This window comes from Microbispora hainanensis, assembly GCF_036186745.1.
Classification (GTDB): domain Bacteria; phylum Actinomycetota; class Actinomycetes; order Streptosporangiales; family Streptosporangiaceae; genus Microbispora.
Genome location: NZ_CP108086.1, coordinates 3,860,865 through 3,883,347, shown reverse-complemented (window position 1 = coordinate 3,883,347; position 22,483 = coordinate 3,860,865). Strand labels below are relative to the sequence as shown.

Genomic DNA, 22,483 nt, shown 5'->3' with positions numbered 1-22,483 from the left:
GCACACGGAGACCCCCTGGAGGACCCGATGACCGAGACCCTGGCCGCCCCAGTGACCGGCCCAGTGACCGGCCCAGTGACCGGCCCACTGACCGGCCCAGTGACCGGCCCGGCGACCGCCCCGATGAGTGCCGGCAAGCCCCGGCGGGGCACCCTCCGGACCCTGCTGATGCCGCTCGCGATCGACGTCGCCGCGCCGATGGCCTGCTACTACCTCCTGCACGGCGCGCTCGGCACGAGCGAGGTCACCGCGCTGGCCGTGAGCGGCGTGATCCCGGCCGTCCGGGTGATCGCCGGGATTGTCAGCGACCGCACGATGAACGCGCTGGCCGGGCTGACGCTGGCGGTCAACGTGGCGGGCATCGCCCTGAGCTTCGTCACCGGCGACGCCCGCATGATGATCGCCAAGGACTCCGCCCTCAGCGGCGTGATCAGCCTGTTCATGATGCTCACGGCGTTCACCGCGCGCCCGGTGATGACCCAGGGCATGCGCGCGTTCATCACCCGGGGCAACGCGGCGCGGGAGGCCGCCTGGGAGCGGCTGGCGAACGGCGCGAGGTTCCGCCGCGCCGAGCGCCGCTTCACCGGGATCTGGGGCGCGGCGCTGCTCGCCGACTGCGTGGCCCGGCTGATCGGCGCGTTCACGCTGCCGGTGTCCACCATGGTCTGGCTGTCCAACGTGCTGCTGATCGCCGCCCTCGCGGTGGGACTCGTGGTGGCGGGCGCGTTCGGCTCCGGGCCGATCATGTGGATGATCAACAACGAGGTGCGGGGAGACGCTCGATGAGAGGCAGGGGCATCAACTACGACACCGGTTTCCTCCCGGGCGGGCAGCTCAGCCGGGAGACGTTCGACCCGGAGACGGTCCGCGCGGAGATGCGCGTCATCGCCGACGAGCTGCACTGCACCGCCGTACGCATCACCGGCGGGCACCCCGAACGGCTCAGCGTCGCCGCGCGGCACGCCGCCGAGGCGGGGCTGGAGGTGTGGTTCGCGCCCTTCCCCTGCGAGATGACGACGCGGGAGCTCGCGCCGTACTTCGCCGAATGCGCCGAGCGGGCCGAGAAGCTGCGGCGCGACGGCGCGGAGGTGGTGCTCGTGACCGGATGCGAGATGAGCATCTTCTGCACCGGCTTCCTGCCCGGGGAGACCTTCTTCCACCGGATGGCGGCGCTCGGCGCGGGGGACGCCGAGGTGTACGCCCGGTTCGCCGAGATCCCCACCCTGCTGAACCCCTTCCTGGCGGAGACCGCCGAGGCCGCCCGCGCGATCTTCGGCGGGCGGGTGACGTACGCCTCGGGCGAGTGGGAGGACGTCGACTGGAGCCCGTTCGACATCGTCGCGGTGGACGCCTACCGCGACGACCGCAACGCCGCGACCTACCGCGAGGAGCTGCGCTCCCGCTTCCGGTTCGGCAAGCCGGTGGCGGTGACCGAGTTCGGCACGTGCGCCTACACGGGAGCGGGCGCACGTGGCGGCATGGCGTGGGCCATCGTGGACTACACCGCGACCCCGCCCCGGCTCGACGGCGACTACCGCCGCGACGAGGGCGAGCAGGTCCGCTACCTGCGGGACCTGCTCACGGTGTTCGAGGAGGAGGGCGTGGACAGCGCCTTCTGGTTCACCTTCGCCGGCTACACCACGGCCTATGACCCCGACCCGCGCGCAGACCTCGACATGGCCTCCTACGGCGTGGTCCGGCTGCTGAAGGACGGCGGGCGGGAGCCGAAGGAGGTCTTCCACGCCCTCGCCGCCGCCTACTCCGGCGGACACGCCGCGGCGGCCACCTGACCGGCCCACCGGTAGTCGGCCTTGCCCGCCGGGGAACGGACGATCTCCTCGACGAACGCGTAGGTCCGCGGCACCTTGTAGCCCGACAGCCGGGTGCGGCAGTGGGCGTCGAGCTGCCGCGCCGTCGGCGTCGTCCCGTCGTACGGCTGGACGACGGCCGCGACCCGCGACCCCCAGCGGTCGTCGGGGATGCCGGTGACGACGGCGTCGAACACGGCGGGATGCCCCTTGAGCACCGCCTCGACCTCCTCGGGGAAGACCTTCTCCCCTCCGGTGTTGATGCACTGGGATCCGCGGCCGAGGATGCGGATCGTGCCGTCCTCCTCCACCGTGGCGAGGTCGCCGGTGAGCAGCCACCGCACGCCGTGGGCGTCGGTCACGAAGGTGCGGGCGGTCTTGCCCGGGTCGTTGTGGTAGCCGAAGGCGATCCGGCCGGCCCTGGCCACCGTGCCGATCCGCCCCGAGCCCGGCTCGACCGGGGTCAGCGTCTCGTCGAGCACGGTCACGGAGGCGCCGGCGTTGGGCCGATAACGCAACCCCGACTCGGGCGACGACCCCTCGACCCCCGACGCCGTGTATCCCGACTCGGTGGAGCCGAAGTTGTCGAGGATCATCCGGCCGGGCAGCAGCTCCTCCAGCCGGGCGCGCACGGCCCCGCTGAGGATCGCCCCGGTCGAGCTGAGCACGAACAGCGACGACAGGTCGTAGGACCCGGCGGCCAGCTCCTCGGCGATCGGGCGGGCCATCGCGTCGCCGGTGATGTTGAGGCTGACGACCTTCTCCCGCTCGATCGCGCGCAGCACGGCGGCGGCGTCGAACCTGCGGACGTGCACGATCGTGCCGCCCATCCACCAGGCGATGAACGTGCCCATCTGGGCCGCGCCGTGCATCAGCGGGGCCGCCGTCATCATGACGACCGGCGACGCCGCGCCGCGCGCCTGCTCGATCACCGCCTCGGGCGTCTTCAGCGGCTCGCCGTACGGGTTGCCGCCGCCGAAGGCGAAGAACAGGTCCTCCGACCGCCACATCACGCCCTTGGGCATGCCGGTCGTGCCGCCGGTGTAGATGACGTACACGTCGTCGCCGGACCGGGGCGGGAAGTCCCTGCCGTCGGGCCGCCCCGCCACCGCCTCCTCGTACGGCACCGCGCCCGGCACTGCGGAGGGGCCGCCGACGGCGACGAGGTGGCGCAGCCCGGGGACCCGCGCGGCCACGGCCGCGACGCGGTCGTCGAACTCCACGTCGAACACCAGGGCCGCGATGCCGGAGTCCTGGTAGAGGTAGCGCAGCTCGGACTCGACGTACCGGTAGTTGACGTTGACCGGCACGGCCCGCAGCTTCAGCGTCGCCAGCAGGGCCGCGACGTACTCCACCCCGTTGTAGAGCTGCATGCCCACGTACGTCCCGCGTCCGACGCCCTGCGCGGCCAGGTGGTGGGCGAGCCGGTTGGCGTGGGCGTCGAGCTCGGCGTACGTCGGGCGGTCGTCGCCGCAGACCAGCGCGACGCGGTCCCCGATGGCGTCGGCGAGCCCCTCGAAGAGATCGGCGTGGTTGAACTCCATCCGGCGGACCTCCCGCTCGTCAGGGTCTGAGCTGCCTCACGGTCTGCGGCTTCCGACGATCCACATCGCGAAGAACTGGGCGCCCCCGCCGTACGCGTGGCCGAGCGCGAGGCGTGCCCCCTCGACCTGGTGCTCCCCCGCCATGCCCCGCACCTGGAGCGCCGCCTCGGCGAAGCGGATGAGGCCGGACGCGCCGATCGGGTTGGACGACAGCACGCCGCCGGAGGCGTTCCACGGGGTGTCGCCGTCGAGCGCCGTGCACCCGGCCTCGGTGAGCTTCCAGCCCTCCCCCTCGGCCGCGAAGCCGAGGTTCTCCAGCCACATCGGCTCATACCAGGAGAACGGCACGTACACCTCGGCGACGTCGATCTCCCGGCGCGGGTCGGTGATCCCGGCCTGGCGGTAGACGTCGGCGGCGCAGTCGCGGCCGGCCCTCGGGCTGACGACGTCGCGGCCGGCCATCATGAGCGGCTCCGAGCGCATCGCCGTGCCGTGGATCCAGGCGGGCGTGCCGGTCACCTTGTCCTCGGCCGCGAGCACGATCGCGCAGGCGCCGTCGGACGACGGGCAGGTCTCCAGATAGCGGATGGGCTCCCACAGCATCGGGGTCGACTCGACCATCTTCCGGTCGATCCCGGGGATGCGCAGGTGGGCGTACGGGTTCTTCAGCGCGTTGAGCCGGTCTTTGACCGCGACCAGCGTGCCGATGTGGCCGGGCGCGCCCGACCTGCGCATGTACTCCCTGATGTGCGGCGCGAAGTAGCCGCCCGCCCCCACGACCAGGGAGGCGCTGAAGGGCGGGTGCGTGGTCAGGGCCCAGGTGGCGTTCGACTCCGACTGCTTCTCGAAGGCGACCACCAGCACCCGCCCGTGCACGCCGCCCTGCACGAGCGACGCGCCGACCAGCGCGGTCGAGCCGCCGACCGAGCCCGCCGTGTGCACGCGCGTCACCGGCTTGCCGGCCGCGCCGAGCGCGTCGGCCAGGTACGCCTCCGGCATCATCACGCCCTCGAACATGTCGGGGGCCTTGCCGATGACGACCGCGTCGATGTCGGCGAACGTCAGGCCGGCGTCCTCCAGCGCCCGCAGGGCGGCCTCGCGCACCAGCCCGGCGAGCGACACGTCCCGGCGTCTCGTCTGGTAGCGGGTCTGGCCCACGCCGATGACGGCACAGCGGTTTCCCACGGCGACTCCTACAGAGACTGGTCGAGCACGGCGACGAGGTTCTGCTGCAGGCACGGCCCCGAGGTGGCGTGCGCCACCGCGCGGTCCGCCGAGCCGTCGAGGATCCGCCGGGCCGCCTCGCCGATGCGGATCAGGCCGGTGGCCATCACGGGGTTGGCCGCGAGCGGCCCGCCCGACGGGTTGACCATGACGTCGGCGGACAGGCCGAGCGCCTCGCGCAGGATCGGCTCCTCGTGGCTGAACTGGGTGTGCAGCTCGGCCACGTCGACCGGGCCCTTGCCCACTCCGGCCGCCCGGCCCGCCTCGGCCGTGGACACCGACCGGGCGAGGTCGCGCATGCCCAGATAGTGGGGCTCGGCGCGGTGTGCGATGCCGGTGATCCAGGCGGGCCGCCCGGCCAGCTCGCGGGCGCGGTCGCCCGCGGCCAGCACCACAGCCGCCGCCCCGTCCGTGACCGGCGCGACATCGTACGGCCGCAGCGGCTCGACCTCGAACTCCTCCCCGGCAGGGTCGGGCAGGTCGAGGGCGTACGGGTTGGCCCGGCCGCCGGCCCGGCTGCGCCGTACGATCTCGTCCAGCGCCGCCCGGTCCGCGTTCACCGCGGCGGCCTGCAGCGCGGCGTACGACACCTGGTCGAGCCCGAGCGGCGCCAGATAGTACGGGTCGAGCTGGAGCGTCATGATCTCCCGGATGTCCGACATCGACGACTTGCCGAAGCCGTAGACCAGGGCGGTGTCGATGTCGCCGTGCTGGAGCCGCACCCACGCCTCGTACAGCGCGAAGGCGCCGTCCATCTCGACGTGGCTCTCGCTGATTGGCGGCCAGGCGCCGACCGCGTCGAGCGCCGAGACGAACGAGAACGGCGCCCCGGCCAGGTAGTCGCACGAGCCGGAGCAGGTGAAGCCGAACCTCTTCAGCCCGGTCGCCCGCTTGACCTCGTCGATCACCGGCAGCAGCAGTTCCGGCTCGGCCGGCCCGGCGTCGTGGCCGGTGTGCACGGTCTGGGCGAAGGCGACGACCGCGACGTCCCTCATCGGGCACCCCCGGCGGACTCGTCGAGGTCGGCGTCCGGCTCCCCGGTCGGTTCGAACCACTTCACGTTGGCCATCGACAGCGTCCGCTCCTCGGGCGGCAGCCACACGGCCCGCACCCGCATGCCCTGCCGCACCTCGTGCGCCGGCACCCCGCCGATCAGCGCGATCATCGGCGTGTCCGCGCCGTCCAGCAGCACGTACGCGGAGACGAACGGCACCTCGGGGGCCCGGGGGTCGGGCAGGTTGTTGATGGCGAAGGTGGTGACCGTGCCGGTGTCGGCGACCTCCACCTCCTCCTCGATCACCGAGCCGCACGCGGGGCACGACACGCGGTAGGGCACGTAGACGGCGGCGCACTCGCCGCACCGGCCGCCGACGAACCTCCCGTCGCGCACGCCTTCCAAAAACCGGGTGAGCGCCCGCCCCGGCGTGACGCGATACTCGGCCCGCACGGGCGCGACGAGCGAGGCGACCTCGGGCAGGAAGCACTCGATATCCGTGATGTGCCCGGAGGTGGCGGCCCGCCAGCGCGGGCGCACCCGCAGGCCCGGCCGCAGCGCCTTCCGGCTCCCCGCGTCCACCGCGTGGACGAGGGCGGTATCGGCGCCGTCGAGCCGGATGAGCGCCCAGGCGAACGGCCGGTCGAGCGGGTGGCCGGGGCGCGGCGAGCCGACCCACGCCCATGCCTGGACGGTCCCGGCCGGACCGACCTCCACGTACTCCTCGGTGACCGGCTCGCCGGTGTCCGGGTCGTACTCCAGCGGCGGCACCAGCACCCGCCCCCCGGCCGTACGGACCCCGACCAGCCGCCGGTCGCGCAGTTCGGTGAGGAAACGCCCGATGACGGGCCCGGTCGTACGCGTGTAGCCGCCGGGGAACTCCAGAACGTGGGCGGCGACGAGCGGTTCCTCAGATGGCACGGTCCCTGCCTTCCCAGTAGGGGGCGCGGAGCTTGCGTTTGAGCAGCTTGCCGTTCGGCTCGCGGGGCATCTCGTCGATGAACTCGACCACGCTCGGCCACTTCATGCGGGCCAGGCGGCCCTCCAGGGAACCGACGAGCTCCGCGGCCAGCTCCTGCCCGGGGACGGCGCCGGGCGCGGGCTCGACGACGGCCATGATCCGCTCACCCCACTCGTCGTCCGGGATGCCGAACACGGCCACGTCGGCCACCTTCGGGTGGGCCATGAGCTCGTTTTCGATCTCGGCCGGATAGATGTTGGCCCCACCCGAGATGATCATGTCGGCCTTGCGGTCGCAGAGGAAAAGGAAGCCGTCGTCGTCCAGATAGCCGATGTCGCCGACCGTGAAGTAGTCCCGGAGGCGGCCCGCGGCGGTCTTCTCCGGGTCGCCCTTGTATTCGAACGAGATGCCCATCTTCATGTAGACGGTGCCGGGCGTGCCCGCGGGCACCGGCGCGAGCTCGTCGTCCACGATCAGCAGCTCGCTGCCCGGCCAGGCCTTCCCGACCGTGCCCGGCCGCTTCTTCCAGTCCTCGGGAGTGGCGACCGTGCCGCCGCCCTCGGTGGCGGCGTAGTACTCGTAGATCACGTCGCCCCACCACTCCAGCATCTGCCACTTGACCGGCACCGGGCAGGGCGCGGCGGCGTGGATCATCCACCGCAGCGACGACAGGTCGTAGGCGCGCCGCGTCTCCTCGGGCAGCGACAGCAGCCGCTTGAAGTGCGTCGGCACCATGTGGGAGTTCGTCACGTGATGGCGCTCGCACAGGCGCAGGGTCTCCTCGGCGTCCCACCTGTCCATGAAGACGAGCGTGTGCCCCATGTGCAGCGCCGTGCCGGCGAACTGGGTGACCGCCGTGTGATAGCTCGGCGACGTGACCAGGTGGGCGTTCGGGCGGCCCGGTGTCACGCCGAACAGCCGCAGCAGCGCCGTCATCAGCTCGGCGGCGTCGTCGGGGTCGAGGCCGGTGAGCGCGCGCCGCACGCCCTTCGGCCTGCCGGTCGTGCCCGAGGTGTAGTGCATGGTCGCCCCGGCCGTACGGTCGGGCGGCGGGGTGCCCGGCCTGCCGTCGGTCAGCTCGGCGACGGGACGGAAGCCCTCGACGTCGCCGTAGGAGAAGCACCGGCCGGTGTCGATCCCGGCCTCCCGCGCGCCCCTGGCGGCCTCCGCGGCGTACCGCTCGTGGGCGAAGAACGCCCTGGCCTCGCTGTCGGCCAGGATGTAAGCGATCTCGGGCCCGGTGAGGTGCCAGTTGACCGGCGTGTAGTACCACCCCGCCTGGAGGGCCGCGAGGTAGAGCACGAGACCGTCCGCGCCGTTGGGCAGCAGGCCGCAGATGCCGTCCCCGGGGCGCAGGCCCAGCTCACGCAGGCCGTGGACCATGCGGTTGGCCCTGGCGAGCAGCTCGCCCGCGGAGTGTTCCGTGCCATCGGGATCGACCGCGGCGATCCACGCCGGGTCGGCCTGCGCCAGCCTCCAGAAACCGAGTGAGCCCATATGCCAGCTCCCTATGGGGGCGCGCCGCACCACCGGGAGGCGTCAGCGGTCGCGGAGTGAAGCACGCGGGTGCGGCGCTGACAAGATCTGGCAATGCGGAGCGACTCAGACGAGAATCGGTTCTAGTTCTTGCGGGCAGACTAACCCCGCGCGCCATGGCTAACAAGCGCTTGATCGAGCCGGTGACACCACCCAGCCGGAGGACACCTGTGGAGCTCCTGCCCATCAGCACCCCGCACTGCCGCATCGAGTGCGACGGTCACGTGGTGATCGTCACGATGGACCGGCCCGAGGCCAGGAACGCGCTCTCGCAGGACATGCTGGTCGGGCTCGCCGAGGCGTGGCAGTACATCTCGGACGAGCCGGAGGTGCGGGTCGGCATCCTCACCGGCGCGGGCGGCACGTTCTGCGCCGGGGCCGACCTCAAGGCCATGGGCACGCCGTCCGAGGACGACCGGGTGCGCCGCCGGGCCGCCGAGATCCCCGACTACCACTGGAAGGGCCTGCTGCGCGACACCGGGGCGCTGCCGTCCAAGCCCATCGTGTGCGCGGTCGAGGGGTACGCCGTGGCGGGCGGCACCGAGCTGCTCGTCGGCACCGACCTGCGGGTCGCCGGGGAGAGCGCCACGCTCGGGCTGTTCGAGGCACGACGGGCGCTGTTCCCCATGGGCGGCAGCGCCGTACGGCTGCCGCGCCAGATCCCGTACGCGTTCGCCATGGACGTGCTGCTCACCGGCAGGGCGATCACGGCGGCCGAGGCGCTCACGATGGGCATGCTCAACCGTGTCGTGCCGGACGGCCAGGCGCTCGACGTGGCCCGCGAGCTCGCCGACCAGGTGGCCGCCTGCGGGCCGCTGGCCGTGCAGGCGATCCTGCGCGCCTACCGCGAGACGCTGGGCATGCCGGAGGCCGAGGCCCTCAAGGTGTCCGACGCGATCGGCTGGCCGGTCATCGGCTCGGAGGACGCCAAGGAGGGCTCCCGCGCCTTCCGCGACAAACGCCCACCGGTCTACCAGGGCCGATAGCCGGCCGATGGCGCCCGGCGCCTCATCGATGATTGACTTGCCCGTCTCGGGGGTGCTGTTCGCGCGAAGCGGTCGCGCATCGATGAGGAGGTCGCGTGGCGACGAACGGGCCCTCGGACGATCCAGGGCGGCGGGGACGATGGGCCCAGCGGGAGAACGAGCACCGCCGTCGGCCGTATGAGGCGGCGCTGGCCGCCTGGCGGCGTGCCGACGTCGAATTACGCCACATGCTCGCGAGCGCTCGCACATACCGCGGCCGACCCCCTGGCGACGTCCCGCCCTCGCTCCGAATGCGGCGCGGGGAGACGCTTCTCTGGAACGCTCCCGGCGCACGGCTGATCGAGCTGCGGCATCAGCCCGCGCTGCCTCCCCCCGGTTACGCGAGCCTGCCGGAGTTGACCTGGGCGGCCGGGCAGGCGCCGCCGGCGCAGGCGAACGTCAGCGACATCGGCGCGGTGTCCGTGACGAACCAGCGCGTCGTCTTCCACGGCAGCAGGCACAACCGCGAGTGGGCGTTCGCCAAGCTCACCGGCCTGGCTCACGACCTCCCGACGTCGTCCACCCTGATGAGAGTCGGCAACCGGAAGTACGTCTCGGGCCTGGTGCTCGATCCGGGGGCGTCGGTGGGCTTCCGGTTCAATCTGGCGCTCGGCCTCGCCGACGCCATGGGCGACCGTGCGGGGTTCGTCGCGCATCTCGAACGCCTGCTCGTGCACCACCAGTCGCTCCTTCCATCGCCACCCGCCCTCGTCGGCCCGGCGCAGGCCCCGCACGCGGCTCGTACGGCCCTCGGCGTGCTGAGAACGGCGTATTTCGGCCCGCGCGGCGCGTCACCGAGACGTCGCGCCCTCCAGGGTCTCGTCACGGTCGCCCTGACGCTCGGACTGATCGGCCAGGTGCTTCCCCATGCCCCCGTCACCATCGCCTCGGTGGGGCGACCGTCAACCCTTGTGCCATCCGCGCTCGCGCCGACCGTGCTCGCGCCGACCGTGCCCGCGCCGACCGTGCCCGCGCCGTCGCTCGCGCCCGCAGAAGTGGCGACCGACGTCGCGGAGCCCGTCGTGACGGTGACGATCACGCAGGCGCCTTCCTCGGAACCCGTGCCGGAGGCTGCGGATCCCGCTGTGACGGTGACGATCGAGGTCACGAGTACACCGGCTCCGGAACCGCCGGCAGTGCCTTCTCCCCGGCCTCCCGCTCAGGCGGAGATCACTGCGGCTCAGTCACCTCCGGCACCGCCGTCGGAGGCGGCACCGCCGCCGGAGACAGCACCGCCGCCGGAGACAGCACCGCCATCGGAGGCGGCACCACCGTCGGAGGCGGCACCACCGTCGGAGGCGGCACCGATGCCGGAGGCCGTCCCGCTCTGTGACGCGCCCGCGAATCCGTACGGATACACCTTCTGCGACGGCGACCTGATCACCGACCCGAAGCCGGACATCTGCCGGTACTTCCACTGCATTCCCAATTTCTGGGAGGGCAAGGGCTACATGATCGAATGCAGCGACGGCAAAGTCAGCATGTCGGGCGGGCGTCAGGGCTCGTGCTCATACCACGGCGGCAACCGCAGGCGCGTGCATCAGGGCCGATAGTCGCTCAGGGGCGGGCCTGCACCATGGCGTGGGTGCCAGTGGTCCGCCAGGGGCGGCCGGGCGCGTCCAGCTCGGCCAGCGCGCGCTCCGGCACGCCCACCAGCGCATCCGACTTGAGCGTGCGCAGGGCGACGACCGGCCCGGGGAAGTAGGCGGTGACCGCGGCGAACGGCGTGCTCGCCGGCCACATCCGGTCGCCGACGAGCCGCCGGTAGTTCAGGTCGCCCTTCATCACGGTGAGCGAGGCCGACGCGAACTCCGCCCGCAGGTCGTCCGGCATCTCCGCGTACGGCAGCGGGGCGCAGGCGAAGGGATGCGCCCGCAGCGTGAGGCGTCCCTCCTCCATGGCGTCCCAGAGGCGGGCGCCCGCCTCTGCGGCCCGGCCGGGCGCCGCGGCGAGCCGCCGCAGGCACGCCAGCACGTCGGCGGGGGTGGCGTCGGACACGAAGTACGGATAGGGCTTGACGTGCAGGACGACCTCGCCCGCGAGCCCGCAGGCGAGGAGATCGTCGGCCAGCACGAGATCGGGCAGCAGTTCGCGCCCCGCGTTGTCGGCGACCAGGCAGATCCTCCCCGGGGCGGCGGCCTCGACCAGCGACCACAGCAGCGGGCGGTCGTCCACGACCAGGTCCGCGGCCTTCTCCCGGTCACCGGTGAGGGTGACGCCGAAGGACAGGTCCGCCCGGTTGCCCCAGAGCGAGCCGAGCAGCAGCGCGTCGGCCCGCTCGGCCGGGGAGAGCGCGGCGGTCTCGTCGAGCGCCGCCAGCTCACCGTCCACGTCCGGGCCATCGAGCTCGGCCTGCTTCATCGGGCCGAACGGATCGATCCCGCGCCACGGGCCGTCACCGAAATATCCGGTGGCTTCGAGCACCTTCCGATAGAAGTAACTCTCCCCCCACAGGAAGGGCACGTCGACATAGGGGCGGCCGATCTTGCCGCGTCCCCACTCGGCCCAGGCCGCGGCGTCGTGCGCCGACGGCTCCAGCGGCTCCATGACGTCGCGCACGACCTCGTCGAGCAGCCGGTCGAGCGCGCGCCGCCGGTCCGGCGAGTACGGCAGCGCCTCCGCGACCTGGCGGACGAGCACCGGGTGCCGCTCCCTGAAGACGCTCAGCGCGTAGGAGCCGGGGACGTTCCCCATGATCGGCGGCGGGGTTGGCAGGGCCTCAGCCACGGTCTCGTCGCGGGCACCACTCATCCCCGGCGTCCTCCCTCTGCTCGCGGAACGGCACCGCCAGTAAATCGCAGCGGCCGGGCGACCGAGGGAGGCGGGGGCAGGCGTGGGGACAACCGGGCCTGGCAGGGCCCAGTTGCGTGCCCGTACGGGTGATGTGGTGGGGGCGGAGCGGGAGCTGGCGTTGGCCGGTGAGGCGGCCGATCGGGGTGCGGGGTCCTTCTCTCCAGGGGACGGACGCGCGAGGGGACCCGCCGCTCACCGCGTCAGCCGCCGCTCACCGCGTCAGCCGTCGCTCGCGGTGTCAGCCGTCGCCGGTCATGCGGCCGAGACGTTCCATCGCCTCGATGTACTCCTCCACCATCTCGAAGACGACCTGTCTGGCCGGCTTGACCTGGTTCATCGCACCGATGATCTGCCCGGCCGGGAACGTGGCCAGCTCGGTCGCGTCCGACCTGCTGATCCGCCGCAGCGCGTCGGAGATCAGCATGAACTGCAGCGGCATCGGCAGCGTGCCGGGCGACTCGGCCGACTCCCACGCGTCGGTCCACTCGTTCTTCAGCAGGCGGGCGGGCTTGCCGGTCCAGCTCCGCGACCTGACCGTGTCGCGGGAGGTGGCCGCGATGATGCGCCGCCGTACGGTCTCGGAGGTGTCGGCCTCCTCCACGGCCAGCCAGATCGAGCCGGTCCACACGCCCTCGGCGCCGAGCGCCATGCCCGCGGCCATCTGGCGGCCCGACCCGATGCCGCCCGCGGCCAGGACCGGCACGTCCACCGCGTCCACCACCTGCGGGATCAGCACCATCGTGGAGATCTCCCCGGTGTGGCCGCCGGCCTCGGTGCCCTGCGCCACGACGACGTCCACGCCGACCTCGACCTGTTTGATCGCGTGGCGGGGCGTGGAGGCGAGCGCGGCCACCTGCACGCCCTTGGCGTGCGCCTGCTCCACGACGTCCGCGGGCGGCGGGCCGAGGGCGTTGGCGAGCAGCGCGATGGGGTGCCGGAGCGCGACCTCGACCTGCGGCCGGGCGGTCGCGTCGGTCCAGCCGAGCAGCACCTTGCCGGAGTCGGCGCCGTCGAGCGGCGGCACGCCGTGCCGGGCCAGCAGATCCTCCACGAAGGCCCGGTGCCCCTGCGGGATCATCCCCTGCAGCCGCGCCACCAGTTCTGCGGGAGTGTCCACGTCGAGGTCCGCGCCCGCGTAGGAGGCGGGCATCACCACGTCCACGCCGTACGGACGACCGTCCACGTGGTCGTCGATCCACTTCAGCTCGATCTCGAGCTCTTCCGGGGTGAAGTACAGGGCGCCGAGCACGCCCATGCCGCCGGCGCGGCTGACCGCGGCGACGACGTCCCGGCAGTGGCTGAAGGCGAAGATGGGGAACTCGATTCCGAACATGTCGGTGACACGTGTCCGCATGCCTCGAACGTACGACGGCCCCCACCGAACTGCAACGCGTTCTAATAAGCCGCGCCCGACAGGTTCCTACCAGTCGGTAACCATTCCCCGGAGGGCGGGAGAAAGCCCAGGCGAGAACGCGTTTCACGCCACGGCCGACGCCCCAGCCGCACCACCCGTCACAGCGGTGACGACAGCTCACGGGCCAAAGTCAGATTTCATGACAATGCGGGATTGCGGCCATAACACGAGGGTCGTACCGTCCCTCTATGGATCTGGAGATCCGCCATCTGAGAATCGTGCACGCGGTCGCCGAAGCCGGGAGCGTCACGAAAGCGGCCACCCGGCTCGGCCTCGCCCAACCGTCGCTCACCGCGCAGCTCAAGCGCATCGAGCGATCACTCGGAGGTCCGCTGTTCGAACGCGACCGCAACGGCGCCCGGCCCACTCCTCTCGGCGAGATGGTGCTCGCCCGCGCCCGGGTGCTGCTGCCCGCCGTACGGGACCTCCAGGAGGACGCGGTGAGGTTCGCCAACACCTCCGTCAAGCTGCCCGGCTATCGTCTGGGCGCGACGAACGGGCCCATACTCGGCGGGCTCGTCGAGCGTCTGACCGCCGACCAGCCGGGCATCCCCGTCACCACCCGCACCTCGTGGTCGGCCGCTGAGCTGACCTCGCTCGCGGTCGCGGGCCGGCTCGACTTCGTGCTGCTCGGAACGTGCGGCGACAGCCCGCCTCCCCCGGCCGAATCGATGAACTGGACCACGGTCGGCACCGATCCGGTCTTCGTGCTCCTGTCCGAGGATCATCCCCTCGCGGGAGAGAAGGAACTGGAGCTGTCGAGCCTCGCCGAGGAGCACTGGACGGTCGCCCCCGGCGACGGCTGTTTCGCCGACTGCTTCGCCGCCGCCTGCGCCCGGGCCGGGTTCGTCCCCGAGTCCATCTACGAGACGGACGTGGCGACCTGCCTGCACCTGGTCGGAGTGGGCAAGGCGGTCGCCCTGTGCCAGGCCACCTTCCGGCTCACCGCCGGGCTGGTCATGATGCCGCTCGCCGGCGCGCCGCTGCGCTGGCGGCATCTGCTCGGCTGGCACGCCGACTCGATCGGCGCGCGGGCCGCCGCCCCCGTCGTCGCCGCGCACGCCCGGGCCGCGTACGCCGACGCGGTGCGGCGCAGCGCCCGCTACGCCGACTGGCTCGCCACCAACCCCGAATACGGCGCGGTTCCCTGAGCGGTTCCCCGACCGAAATCGCACGACCGGCGAATTCCGTCATGAATGACGGCGTACGAAAGGGCTATTTCGGAATGCTCCCGCGGGCGTGGTGCGGGAGCGGCCAATTTCGGGCCAGCGAATCCTCTCGCGAGGGCGGTTCCATAACTCGGTGATAGGGGCGAACTGATAGATCCACCGGAGAGCGGAGGTCGGTTACGTTGACGGCACCCCCAGAGACAAGGAGAGCCCCACATGCTCCACAGACGCACCGTACTCGCCGGATGCGCTCTGGCCGTCACGGCCCTCGCCACGGTCGCCACCCCCGCCGTGGCCGAGCCGAACGACTCTCCCGCCTCCTCCGGCCTCAAGCCTCCGCCCGCCTTGGTGGACGCCATGCAGCGCGACCTCGGGCTCACCCCCGCCCAGATCGACGCCCGCCTGGCCAACGAGGCCAAGGCCATGTCCGCCGACGCCAAGGTCCGGGCCGCGATCGGCGACGCCTACGCCGGTTCCTGGGTCACCGGCACCACCTCCGAGAGCTTCATCGTCGCCACCTCCGACGCCTCGAAGGCCGGTGCGATCCTGGCCGCGGGCGCGCAGCCGAAGATCGTCGGCCGCAGCCTCGCCGCGCTCGAGTCGACCGAGGCCGCGCTCGACCGGGCCGCCGCCAGTGCGCCCGCCTCCACCCCCGTCTGGTACGTCGACGTGCGCAGCAACAGCGTCGTCGTGCTGTCGTCCAACCCCGCCGAGGCCGAGGCGTTCGTGGCGGCCAGCGGCGCCGACACGTCGGCCGTACGGGTCGAGCAGTCCAGCGAGCAGCCGCAGACCTACTACGACGTGCGCGGCGGCGACGCCTACTACATCAACGGCTCGGCCCGGTGCTCGATCGGCTTCTCCGTACGCAAGGGAAGCACGAACGGCTTCGTCAGCGCCGGCCACTGTGGCCGCGCCGGCAACACCACGACCGGCTACAACCGGATCGCGCAGGGCACCTTCCAGGGCTCCTCGTTCCCTGGCGACGACTACTCGTGGGTCGCGGTCAACAGCAACTGGACGCCCACGGGCTGGGTCAACAACTACAGCGGCGGCAACGTGGCCGTGAAGGGCTCGTCCGTGGCCCCCGTCGGCTCGTCGATCTGCCGCTCCGGCTCGACCACCGGCTGGCGCTGCGGCACCGTCCAGCAGCTCAACGCCAGCGTCCGCTACTCCCAGGGCACGGTGAGCGGCCTGACCCGCACCAACGTCTGCGCCGAGCCCGGTGACTCCGGCGGCTCGTTCATCTCGGGCAACCAGGCCCAGGGCATGACCTCGGGCGGCTCGGGCAACTGCACCGTCGGCGGCACCACGTACTTCCAGCCCGTCAACGAGGCCCTGTCGGTCTACGGGCTGACACTCGTCACCGGCTGATCCGGCCGATCACAGGAGGCTCTCCCGCCGGCCCGGCACGGGGTCAGCGGGGGAGCCTCCGCCATATGGGGCGGGGCAGCAGCCGCATGACGGCGAACGCGAGCCGCAGCCGCGCGGGCACCCACACGGTCACCTTCCGCGTGTCCAGGGCCTCCATCACGCCGTCCGCGACCTCGGCCGCCGTCACCGACATCGGAGCGGGGGTCATCCCCCGCGTCATCCGGCCGATCACGAACCCCGGCCGGACGACCACGACCCGGGCCCCCGAGCCGTGCAGCGCGTCGGCCAGCCCCTGGGCGAAGCCGTCCAGCCCGGCCTTGGCGGAGCCGTACACGAAGTTGGCCTTCCGCACCCGCACCCCGGCCACCGACGACAGCACGACGAGCGTGCCGTGGCCCTGCTCGCGCAGCCGCCGCGCGGCGGCCAGGCCGATGGAGACGTGGCCGCCGAAGTTGACGGCGACGTCGCGGGCGGCGGCCACCGGGTCGGCGTCATAGACCGCCTGGCTGCCGAGTACGCCGAACGCCGGGATCACCACGTCGAGGTCGCCCACCTTGGCGGCGGCCTCCTCGATCAGGCCGGCGTGCGTCTCCGGCCGGGCGGCGTCGAAGTCGAGCACGTGGACCTCGGCCCCGAGCCGTTCGAGCTCCTCCACCGGCGCGGTCCCGCCCCGAGCGGCGAGCACGACCCGGCGGGCGCCCCGCCGGACCAGCCGCTCCACGATGGCGAGGCCGATCTCGCTGCGCCCGCCGAGCAGCAGGACGGTGTCGACCGAGCCCAGCGCGTTTCTCACGACCACTCCCACGACGACGGAACCAGCACAGAACTCAGCACAGCCGCAGCCTACGGGCGAGATCGGAGACGAAGACGCCGTCCGGGTCGGCCCGGCGCCGGATCTCCCGCCACTCCCCCAGCCGCGGATAGGTCGCGGCCATCGTGGCGGCCGACATCCGGGAGTCCTTGGCCAGGTAGAGCCGCCCCCCGGCCGCCGCGACCCAGCCGTCGAACTCGGTCAGCATGGCGGCCAGCCCGCGCTGCCCGGCCGGGATGTCCAGGGCCAGCGTCCACCCCGGCATCGGGAACGACAGCATGCCGGGCGTCCCCGCCCCGAACCTCTTCAGCACGGTCAGGAACGACACGACGCCCGCGCCGGACAGCCGCTCGACCACCCGGCGCAGCGTGTCCTCCGCCCCGAGCGGCACCACGAACTGGTACTGCACGAAGCCGCGCGGGCCGTACATCCGGTTCCAGCCGGCCACGCCGTCGAGGGGATGGAAGAACGGCGCGATGCCCTGGACGATCCGGCGCGGGGCGGCGGGCGCCTTGCCGTACCAGGCGGCGTTGAAGGCCCGCACCGTGGCCCGGTTGAGCAGGCCGCCGGGCGCCCAGGGCGGCGCGGACAGCAGGGGCCGCGGCGCGAACGCGAGCGGGTTCGCCCGCGCGCGGGCGGGCAGGTCGCCGGGCGCGGCGTGGTCACCACGGGTGAGCACGCCCCGGCCCATGCGCCCGCCCCGCGCCAGCAGGTCGATCCACGCGACCGTGTAGCGATGCCCGTCGTCGGTCGCGGCCATCGTCTCCAGGGTCTGGTCGAGGTCGCGGGTGCGCTCGACGTCCACCCGCATCCACGCCGTCTCGATCGGCACGCACTGGAAGGCCGCCTCGACGACGATCCCGGTCAGCCCCATCCCGCCCACGGTTGCCCAGAACAGGTCGTCGCCCGGCCCGAGCGTACGTACGACGCCGTCGGCGGTGAGCAGGCGCAGCGACCGCAGATGGGCGCCGAAGGAGGAGTCCACGTGGTGGTTCTTGCCGTGCACGTCGGCCGCGACGGCCCCGCCGACCGTGACATAGCGGGTGCCGGGGGTCACCGGCACGAACCAGCCGCGCGGCACGAGCGCGGTCATGAGGTCGTGCAGGCTGACCCCCGCCGACGCGGTGACGAGCCCGGTGGAGTCGACGCGCCATGACCGCTCAAGTGCCGTGCAGTCGAGCACGAGCCCGCCCGCGTTCTGCGCGGCGTCGCCGTACGCGCGGCCGAGCCCGCGGGCCACGACGCCGCGCCTGCCCGCCTTCGCCACCAGCTCCGCGGCCTCCTCGGCGGTGCGCGGGCGGACCACCGTCGCCCGCGTGGGCGCGGTGCGCCCCCATCCCGTCAGCGGCGTCGTCATGCCAGTTGGATACCGCATGCCAGCAGGATCAGCATCAGCGCGAGGAACACCTGGAGCGGGCGGTCGCGCAGCAGCAGTTCCTCGGGCTCCTCGCCCACCCCGCGGTCGACGAGCAGCGCGTGCCGCAGCACGACCAGCACGAACGGCACGATGCTGAGCGCGCAGAACGCCCTGGCCGATCCGGTGTGCTCCTGGAGCGCCCACAGGCAGTAGGTGACGATCATCGCTCCCGAGGCCATGACGCGCACGTGGCCGAGGTAGCTCGCGGTGTACGTCTCCAGGGTGGCCCGGGCGACCTGGCCGTCCTGCGGCCCGGCGCGGAGCTCGGCCTCGCGCTTGCCGGCCACCAGCAGCAGCGAGCCGAGCGAGACGACGACCAGGAACCAGCTCGTCACCGGCACGGCCACGGCGACCGCCCCCGCGTACGCGCGCACGACGTGGCAGCCGGCCACCGCGACGAGGTCCACCACGGGCTGGTGCTTGAGCCACAGGGTGTAGGAGAAGGTGAGCGCCAGATAGGCGGCGACGACGGCGGCGAGCGGCCACCCACCGGCCAGCCCCACGAGCAGGCCGGCCGCCAGCAGCACCGCGCCTGCCGTCCGCGCGAGCCGTACGGACACGATCCCGGCCGCGATCGGGCGCAGCCGCTTGCGGGGATGGCGCCGGTCGGCGGCCACGTCGGCCGCGTCGTTGAAGAGGTAGGACCCGGCGGCGGCCAGGCAGAAGGCGGCGAACGCGACGAGCGAGCCACGCAGCCCCGCCCCGGTGGTGAGCACGCCGGCGGCGGCAGGAGCGGCGAAGACGAGCGCGTTCTTGAGCCACTGCCGGGGCCGGCAGGCCCGCACCAGCCCGGCCGCGCGGGAGCGCCGGGAGGGCGTGCCCGCCGGAGGCGCCGCCACCGGCGGGTGCAGGACGCTGTCCCGCTTCACGGGGTCGGCCGGCTTCCCGGGTCAGTCCGCGCGGCCCGGCCGCAGCAGCCACACTCCGACGACGGCGAGCGCGAGCCCGAGGATGAGCGACACCAGGGGGAGCGTCGTCTTGATGAGCGTGATCTGGGCGATGTTGTCCCGGGCCGTTTTGACGAGCTCGCCGATGGTCTGCGGCGTGAACGAGGCGGTGGCGATGAGGGCGGGCATGCGCTCGACGCCGTCGGCCGTCTTCAGCACCTCGTGGCGCTGCTGCTCCTGCTTGACCGGGACGCCGGTGGTCGGCTCGACCCAGAAGGTGTTCACGCCGTCGTAGACACGGTCGACCTGGATGTCGCCCGTCCCCTTCATGCCGAGCACGGAGGCGGGCGCGCTGAGCTGCTCGACGGGCGTCGGCGGGATCTTCTGCACGAACCGGTAGACCGGCAGGCCGTCGATCGTGTCCTCGCCGTCGAACGTCGCGTCGTACGCCTTGCGGGTATCGGTGTTGAACACCTGATAGGTCTTCTTCTCGACGCCGAACGGGAACAGGAAGATCTGGCCCTGCAACTGCACCGGCTCCGCGCCGGAACCGCTGTTCACGCTCGTGCCGCAGCAGGTGACGCCCTGGCCGTTGTATTTGTTGAACGCGCTGCGGAACTGCGTCATGGAGATCTGCGGATTGTTGTTCGTCACGTCGTTGGCGTTGGTGAACTGGTCCCACACGACGTGGTCGTCCTTGGACTCCCTGACATCGCCCCTGGTCGTGACCGTAATGTCGAGGGTGCCGGTGAGGACCTTCAGGTCGCGCATGCTGAAGTAGCGGGCGTTTTCGGCGGTCAGCCGCGTGACGCTGTATTGGTTCGCCGGCGCCTGCACGAGTTTGTCCGCGACCTGGAATCTCAGCAGCGGCGCGAGAACGACGAGGAACGCCCCGAGTCCTACGAGGACCACTCCCAATCCGCGGCGCATCGCTCCTCCTGGGGCAGGCCAGATACTACCTATTTGTCCTGAAACACGTTCCTATTTCGCTGTATGTTAGACGGGGCGGTGACCAACGTCACGAGGGATGCGGAAAAGTGACCGAAACAGGTTCTAGCTCGACGGCGACTCGTGACATGTTACCGGCCGGTTCGCAACCTGTTCGTGACACACCGGTGCTTTCCGGTCAGGTGCCTGCCGGACATGTGGACGCCCTCGACGGTGTGCGGGCGCTCGCTGCCATCGCCGTCCTCGTGTTCCACGTCGCGATCGAGTCGGCGGCGGCGTTGCACGACAACTTCTTCAGCAGCCTGCTCGCCCGGGGCGACGTCGCGGTGCCCATCTTCTTCGCACTGTCCGGGCTGCTCCTCTACCGGCCCTACGCGCGTGCCGCGCTGCTCGGGGAGCGTCCCCCGAGCACCCGGGTCTACCTGGTCAAGCGCGCCCTGCGCATCCTCCCGGCGTACTGGCTGGTCGTGGTCGCGGCCATGACGCTGTGGGCCGGGCCGCACCTCGGCGACGTGAAGACGTGGCTGCAACTGCTGCTGCTCGGCCAGACCTACGAGATCCACCCCTGGTGGTTCGGCCTCGGGCCGCGCGGGCTCGCCCAGATGTGGAGCCTGTGCGTCGAGGCCGCGTTCTACGTGCTGCTGCCACTGGTCGCCGCCGTGCTGGCGGCGTACGCGCGGCGCGGCGGTCCCGATCTCGGCAGGCGCGCCCGGCGGCTGCTGACCGGCGTCGCCGTGCTCGCCGCGTCGTCGTTCGCGTGGGCGCTGCTCACCTATTTCCCCGTCTATCGGCCCTACCTGAACACCTGGCTGCCCCGAGCCTGGGTGTTCTTCGCGATCGGCATGGCGCTGGCCGTCGTCTCCGAGTGGGCCCGCCAAGAGACCCGCGAGGACGGCCCAGCGCACCGGTTCGTCCGGGCGGCGGGCGCGTCGGCGGGCTCGTTCCTGCTCGTCGCCGCGCTCGCGTACGCCGTGGCGGCCTCGCCGCTGACCGGCACGCGCTTCAGCGGCGTGGACGGCGTGTGGGCCGACCTGTCGGAGCTGGCCCTGTACGCCACCGTGGCGGCCGGGCTGGTGACCCCGGCCGCGCTGCTGCCCGCCGGGGGCTCGCCGTACGGGCGCTTCCTGGGCAGCCGGGTGATGCGCTTCCTCGGCCGGGTGTCCTACGGCGTGTTCCTGTGGCAGTTCGTGGCCCTCTATCTCTGGTACGACTTCACCGAGCAGCGGCCGTGGAGCGGGAACTTCGCCGGCAACCTCGTCGTGGTCGGCGCGTTCACGCTGCTGCTGGCCACGCTCACCCATCGCTACGTCGAGGAGCCGGCGAGGCGCCTCGCCCTCCGGGCGACCTCTTCACGGAGGGGGACGCGGAGGGGGACACAGACGGAGACGGAGACGGAGATCTCTTCACAGAAGGCGAGGGCGACGGGGAAGGAGACGGAGACGGCGGCGTCACCGCGTCCGTAGGGGCGGGCGCGCCGGGCACGGGGTCGCCGTAGGCGAAGCCCTTCAGGCAGACCGCCGCCGGGTCGTCCAGCCGGATCAGCAGCCCCTTGCCGACGGCCGTGACCGGGAAGTGCACCAGCGCGCCACTGGATCCGGTGGCATGGAACCGCAACCGCCCCTGCTGCCCGCTCATCTCGTAGCTGCCGGTGCCGTCCCGCTTCGCGGTGTAGGCCAGCCCGGCGACCGGCCCGGGCCCGCCGAACGAGACGACGTCGGGGAAGAAGATCGCGTCGCCGAACAGCGGGAAGCACGAGCGGTCCCCCGGCGGCAGCACCCCGACCGACGCCTTCACCTCGACCGGCGCGAGCCCGCCCTTGTCGTCGAAGACGAGCGCGTGCTCCGACGGCTCGGGCACCCGCATCCGGGCGCGCAGCGCGGGCCGGGCGAGCGGGGCCAGCAGGTGGTGGCTGAGCCTGCGGTTGCCGTTCCACGGCAGCACGATGTCCTCGGGCAGCGGGCTGGAGTAGATCACCGCCGTGTCCGGCGTCTTGGCGAGGGAGGCCCGTACGGCGGCCAGGTAGGCCCGCACCCGGTCGCCCGACAGTGTGTCGCGGTAGTTCTGGATCGACACGATCGACATCGCGAGATAGGCGCCCGCGACGAGGCCCGCCGCCGTCGGCAGCCCGCTCCCGGGGGGAATCGGCCGGCGGTAGGGCGCGGTCTCGTCCCGGGCGGGCAGCAGGGCGAGCCCCAGGCAGACCGCGAGCACGATCGCGGCGTCCGCGACATAACGGGTCTCGGAGCCGACGACCTGGGCGAGCCCGGTGCCGCGGGCGATCGCCGTGGGCACGCCGTCCGCGGCCACCAGGTAGCCCGCCAGGATCACCCAGGCGCGTACGGCCCGCCGCCGCCACAGCACGGTGGCGACCACCAGGGCGGCGAGCACGGCCCACCCCGCGGCCACCAGCAGCGGGCCGGGGTCGGCCAGCCCGCCGTTGGGCAGCACCGGGCCCCACGACAGCGGCCCGCCGACCACCCCGGCCGGGAAGACCTGGCCGAGAAGGCGGCCCAGCAGGCTCGCCGCGTCACCCGGAGCCGGGACGGCCGCGCCCTCGCCCGGCGCGGTGCCGCGCCGGGCC

18 protein-coding genes are annotated in these 22,483 nt (G+C 72.5%); 7 read left to right on the top strand and 11 right to left on the bottom strand.

The features are described from left to right. The first annotated feature begins 27 nt into the window (after positions 1-27). The gene (locus OHB01_RS18285; protein ID WP_328855723.1) at positions 28-786 is read left to right on the top strand and encodes a VC0807 family protein; all 759 of its coding nucleotides are present in this window, start codon (positions 28-30) and stop codon (positions 784-786) included. Next, positions 783-1,790 (top strand): hypothetical protein, encoded by a 1,008-nt coding sequence (locus OHB01_RS18280; RefSeq protein WP_328855722.1) that lies wholly within the window; start codon positions 783-785, stop codon positions 1,788-1,790. The genes OHB01_RS18285 and OHB01_RS18280 overlap by 4 nt, the downstream gene beginning before the upstream one ends. Here OHB01_RS18280 and OHB01_RS18275 read toward each other — a convergent pair. The 5 genes from OHB01_RS18275 to OHB01_RS18255 are packed head-to-tail and all read right to left on the bottom strand — an operon-like array spanning position 1,757 to position 8,028. Then, on the bottom strand, positions 1,757-3,352 hold the full coding sequence (locus OHB01_RS18275) for an acyl-CoA synthetase (protein WP_142648213.1): 1,596 nt from the start codon (positions 3,350-3,352) through the stop codon (positions 1,757-1,759). The two genes, OHB01_RS18280 and OHB01_RS18275, sit on opposite strands and share 34 nt — an antisense overlap. 36 nt (positions 3,353-3,388) lie before the next feature. Next, a complete protein-coding gene (locus OHB01_RS18270; protein WP_142648212.1) occupies positions 3,389-4,537 on the bottom strand; it encodes a thiolase domain-containing protein in 1,149 nt (382 codons plus the stop codon). Positions 4,538-4,545: 8 nt separating this feature from the next. Then, on the bottom strand, positions 4,546-5,571 hold the full coding sequence (locus OHB01_RS18265; protein ID WP_147945283.1) for a lipid-transfer protein: 1,026 nt from the start codon (positions 5,569-5,571) through the stop codon (positions 4,546-4,548). Then, complete coding sequence (locus tag OHB01_RS18260; RefSeq protein WP_328855721.1) at positions 5,568-6,491, bottom strand: Zn-ribbon domain-containing OB-fold protein; 924 nt, start codon at positions 6,489-6,491, stop codon at positions 5,568-5,570. Before OHB01_RS18260 ends, OHB01_RS18265 begins: the two co-directional genes overlap by 4 nt. Continuing rightward, a complete protein-coding gene (locus OHB01_RS18255) occupies positions 6,481-8,028 on the bottom strand; it encodes an acyl-CoA synthetase (RefSeq protein ID WP_147945281.1) in 1,548 nt (515 codons plus the stop codon). The genes OHB01_RS18260 and OHB01_RS18255 overlap by 11 nt, the downstream gene beginning before the upstream one ends. Before the next feature lie 209 nt (positions 8,029-8,237). On the opposite strand from OHB01_RS18255, the gene OHB01_RS18250 reads away from it, so the two are divergent. Together OHB01_RS18250 and OHB01_RS18245 are read left to right on the top strand one after the other, a co-directional pair. Next, entirely contained in the window at positions 8,238-9,053 is an 816-nt protein-coding gene (locus tag OHB01_RS18250; protein ID WP_328855720.1) for a crotonase/enoyl-CoA hydratase family protein, read from the top strand. A 95-nt stretch (positions 9,054-9,148) separates the two neighbouring features. Beyond that, positions 9,149-10,645, top strand: a complete 1,497-nt coding sequence (locus tag OHB01_RS18245; protein ID WP_328855719.1) for a hypothetical protein — start codon at positions 9,149-9,151, stop codon at positions 10,643-10,645. 4 nt (positions 10,646-10,649) lie between these two features. Here OHB01_RS18245 and OHB01_RS18240 read toward each other — a convergent pair whose 3' ends face one another. Both OHB01_RS18240 and OHB01_RS18235 read right to left on the bottom strand, forming a co-directional pair. Continuing rightward, positions 10,650-11,843: a damage-control phosphatase ARMT1 family protein gene (locus OHB01_RS18240; protein ID WP_328708204.1), complete on the bottom strand. Its 1,194-nt coding sequence runs from the start codon at positions 11,841-11,843 to the stop codon at positions 10,650-10,652. A 280-nt stretch (positions 11,844-12,123) separates the two neighbouring features. Then, complete coding sequence (locus tag OHB01_RS18235) at positions 12,124-13,239, bottom strand: NAD(P)H-dependent flavin oxidoreductase (RefSeq protein WP_142648205.1); 1,116 nt, start codon at positions 13,237-13,239, stop codon at positions 12,124-12,126. A gap of 248 nt (positions 13,240-13,487) precedes the next feature. On the opposite strand from OHB01_RS18235, the gene OHB01_RS18230 reads away from it, so the two are divergent. Next, positions 13,488-14,450: a LysR family transcriptional regulator gene (locus OHB01_RS18230; RefSeq protein WP_142648204.1), complete on the top strand. Its 963-nt coding sequence runs from the start codon at positions 13,488-13,490 to the stop codon at positions 14,448-14,450. A gap of 234 nt (positions 14,451-14,684) precedes the next feature. Then, positions 14,685-15,839 (top strand): S1 family peptidase, encoded by a 1,155-nt coding sequence (locus tag OHB01_RS18225; RefSeq protein WP_142648203.1) that lies wholly within the window; start codon positions 14,685-14,687, stop codon positions 15,837-15,839. A gap of 43 nt (positions 15,840-15,882) precedes the next feature. Here OHB01_RS18225 and OHB01_RS18220 read toward each other — a convergent pair whose 3' ends face one another. From OHB01_RS18220 to OHB01_RS18205, 4 genes are read right to left on the bottom strand one after another with little or no spacing between them, the layout of a single operon-like run. Further along, on the bottom strand, positions 15,883-16,632 hold the full coding sequence (locus tag OHB01_RS18220) for a decaprenylphospho-beta-D-erythro-pentofuranosid-2-ulose 2-reductase (RefSeq protein ID WP_142648202.1): 750 nt from the start codon (positions 16,630-16,632) through the stop codon (positions 15,883-15,885). 34 nt (positions 16,633-16,666) lie between these two features. After that, a complete protein-coding gene (locus OHB01_RS18215; RefSeq protein WP_328855718.1) occupies positions 16,667-18,025 on the bottom strand; it encodes an FAD-binding oxidoreductase in 1,359 nt (452 codons plus the stop codon). After that, positions 18,004-18,936, bottom strand: coding sequence for a decaprenyl-phosphate phosphoribosyltransferase (locus OHB01_RS18210; protein WP_147944573.1), 933 nt, complete (start codon positions 18,934-18,936; stop codon positions 18,004-18,006). The genes OHB01_RS18215 and OHB01_RS18210 overlap by 22 nt, the downstream gene beginning before the upstream one ends. 21 nt (positions 18,937-18,957) lie before the next feature. Beyond that, positions 18,958-19,884, bottom strand: coding sequence for a DUF3068 domain-containing protein (locus OHB01_RS18205; RefSeq protein ID WP_328855717.1), 927 nt, complete (start codon positions 19,882-19,884; stop codon positions 18,958-18,960). Positions 19,885-20,084: 200 nt separating this feature from the next. On the opposite strand from OHB01_RS18205, the gene OHB01_RS18200 reads away from it, so the two are divergent. Next, positions 20,085-21,365 (top strand): acyltransferase family protein, encoded by a 1,281-nt coding sequence (locus OHB01_RS18200; protein WP_261985938.1) that lies wholly within the window; start codon positions 20,085-20,087, stop codon positions 21,363-21,365. Positions 21,366-22,483 lie beyond the last annotated feature (1,118 nt).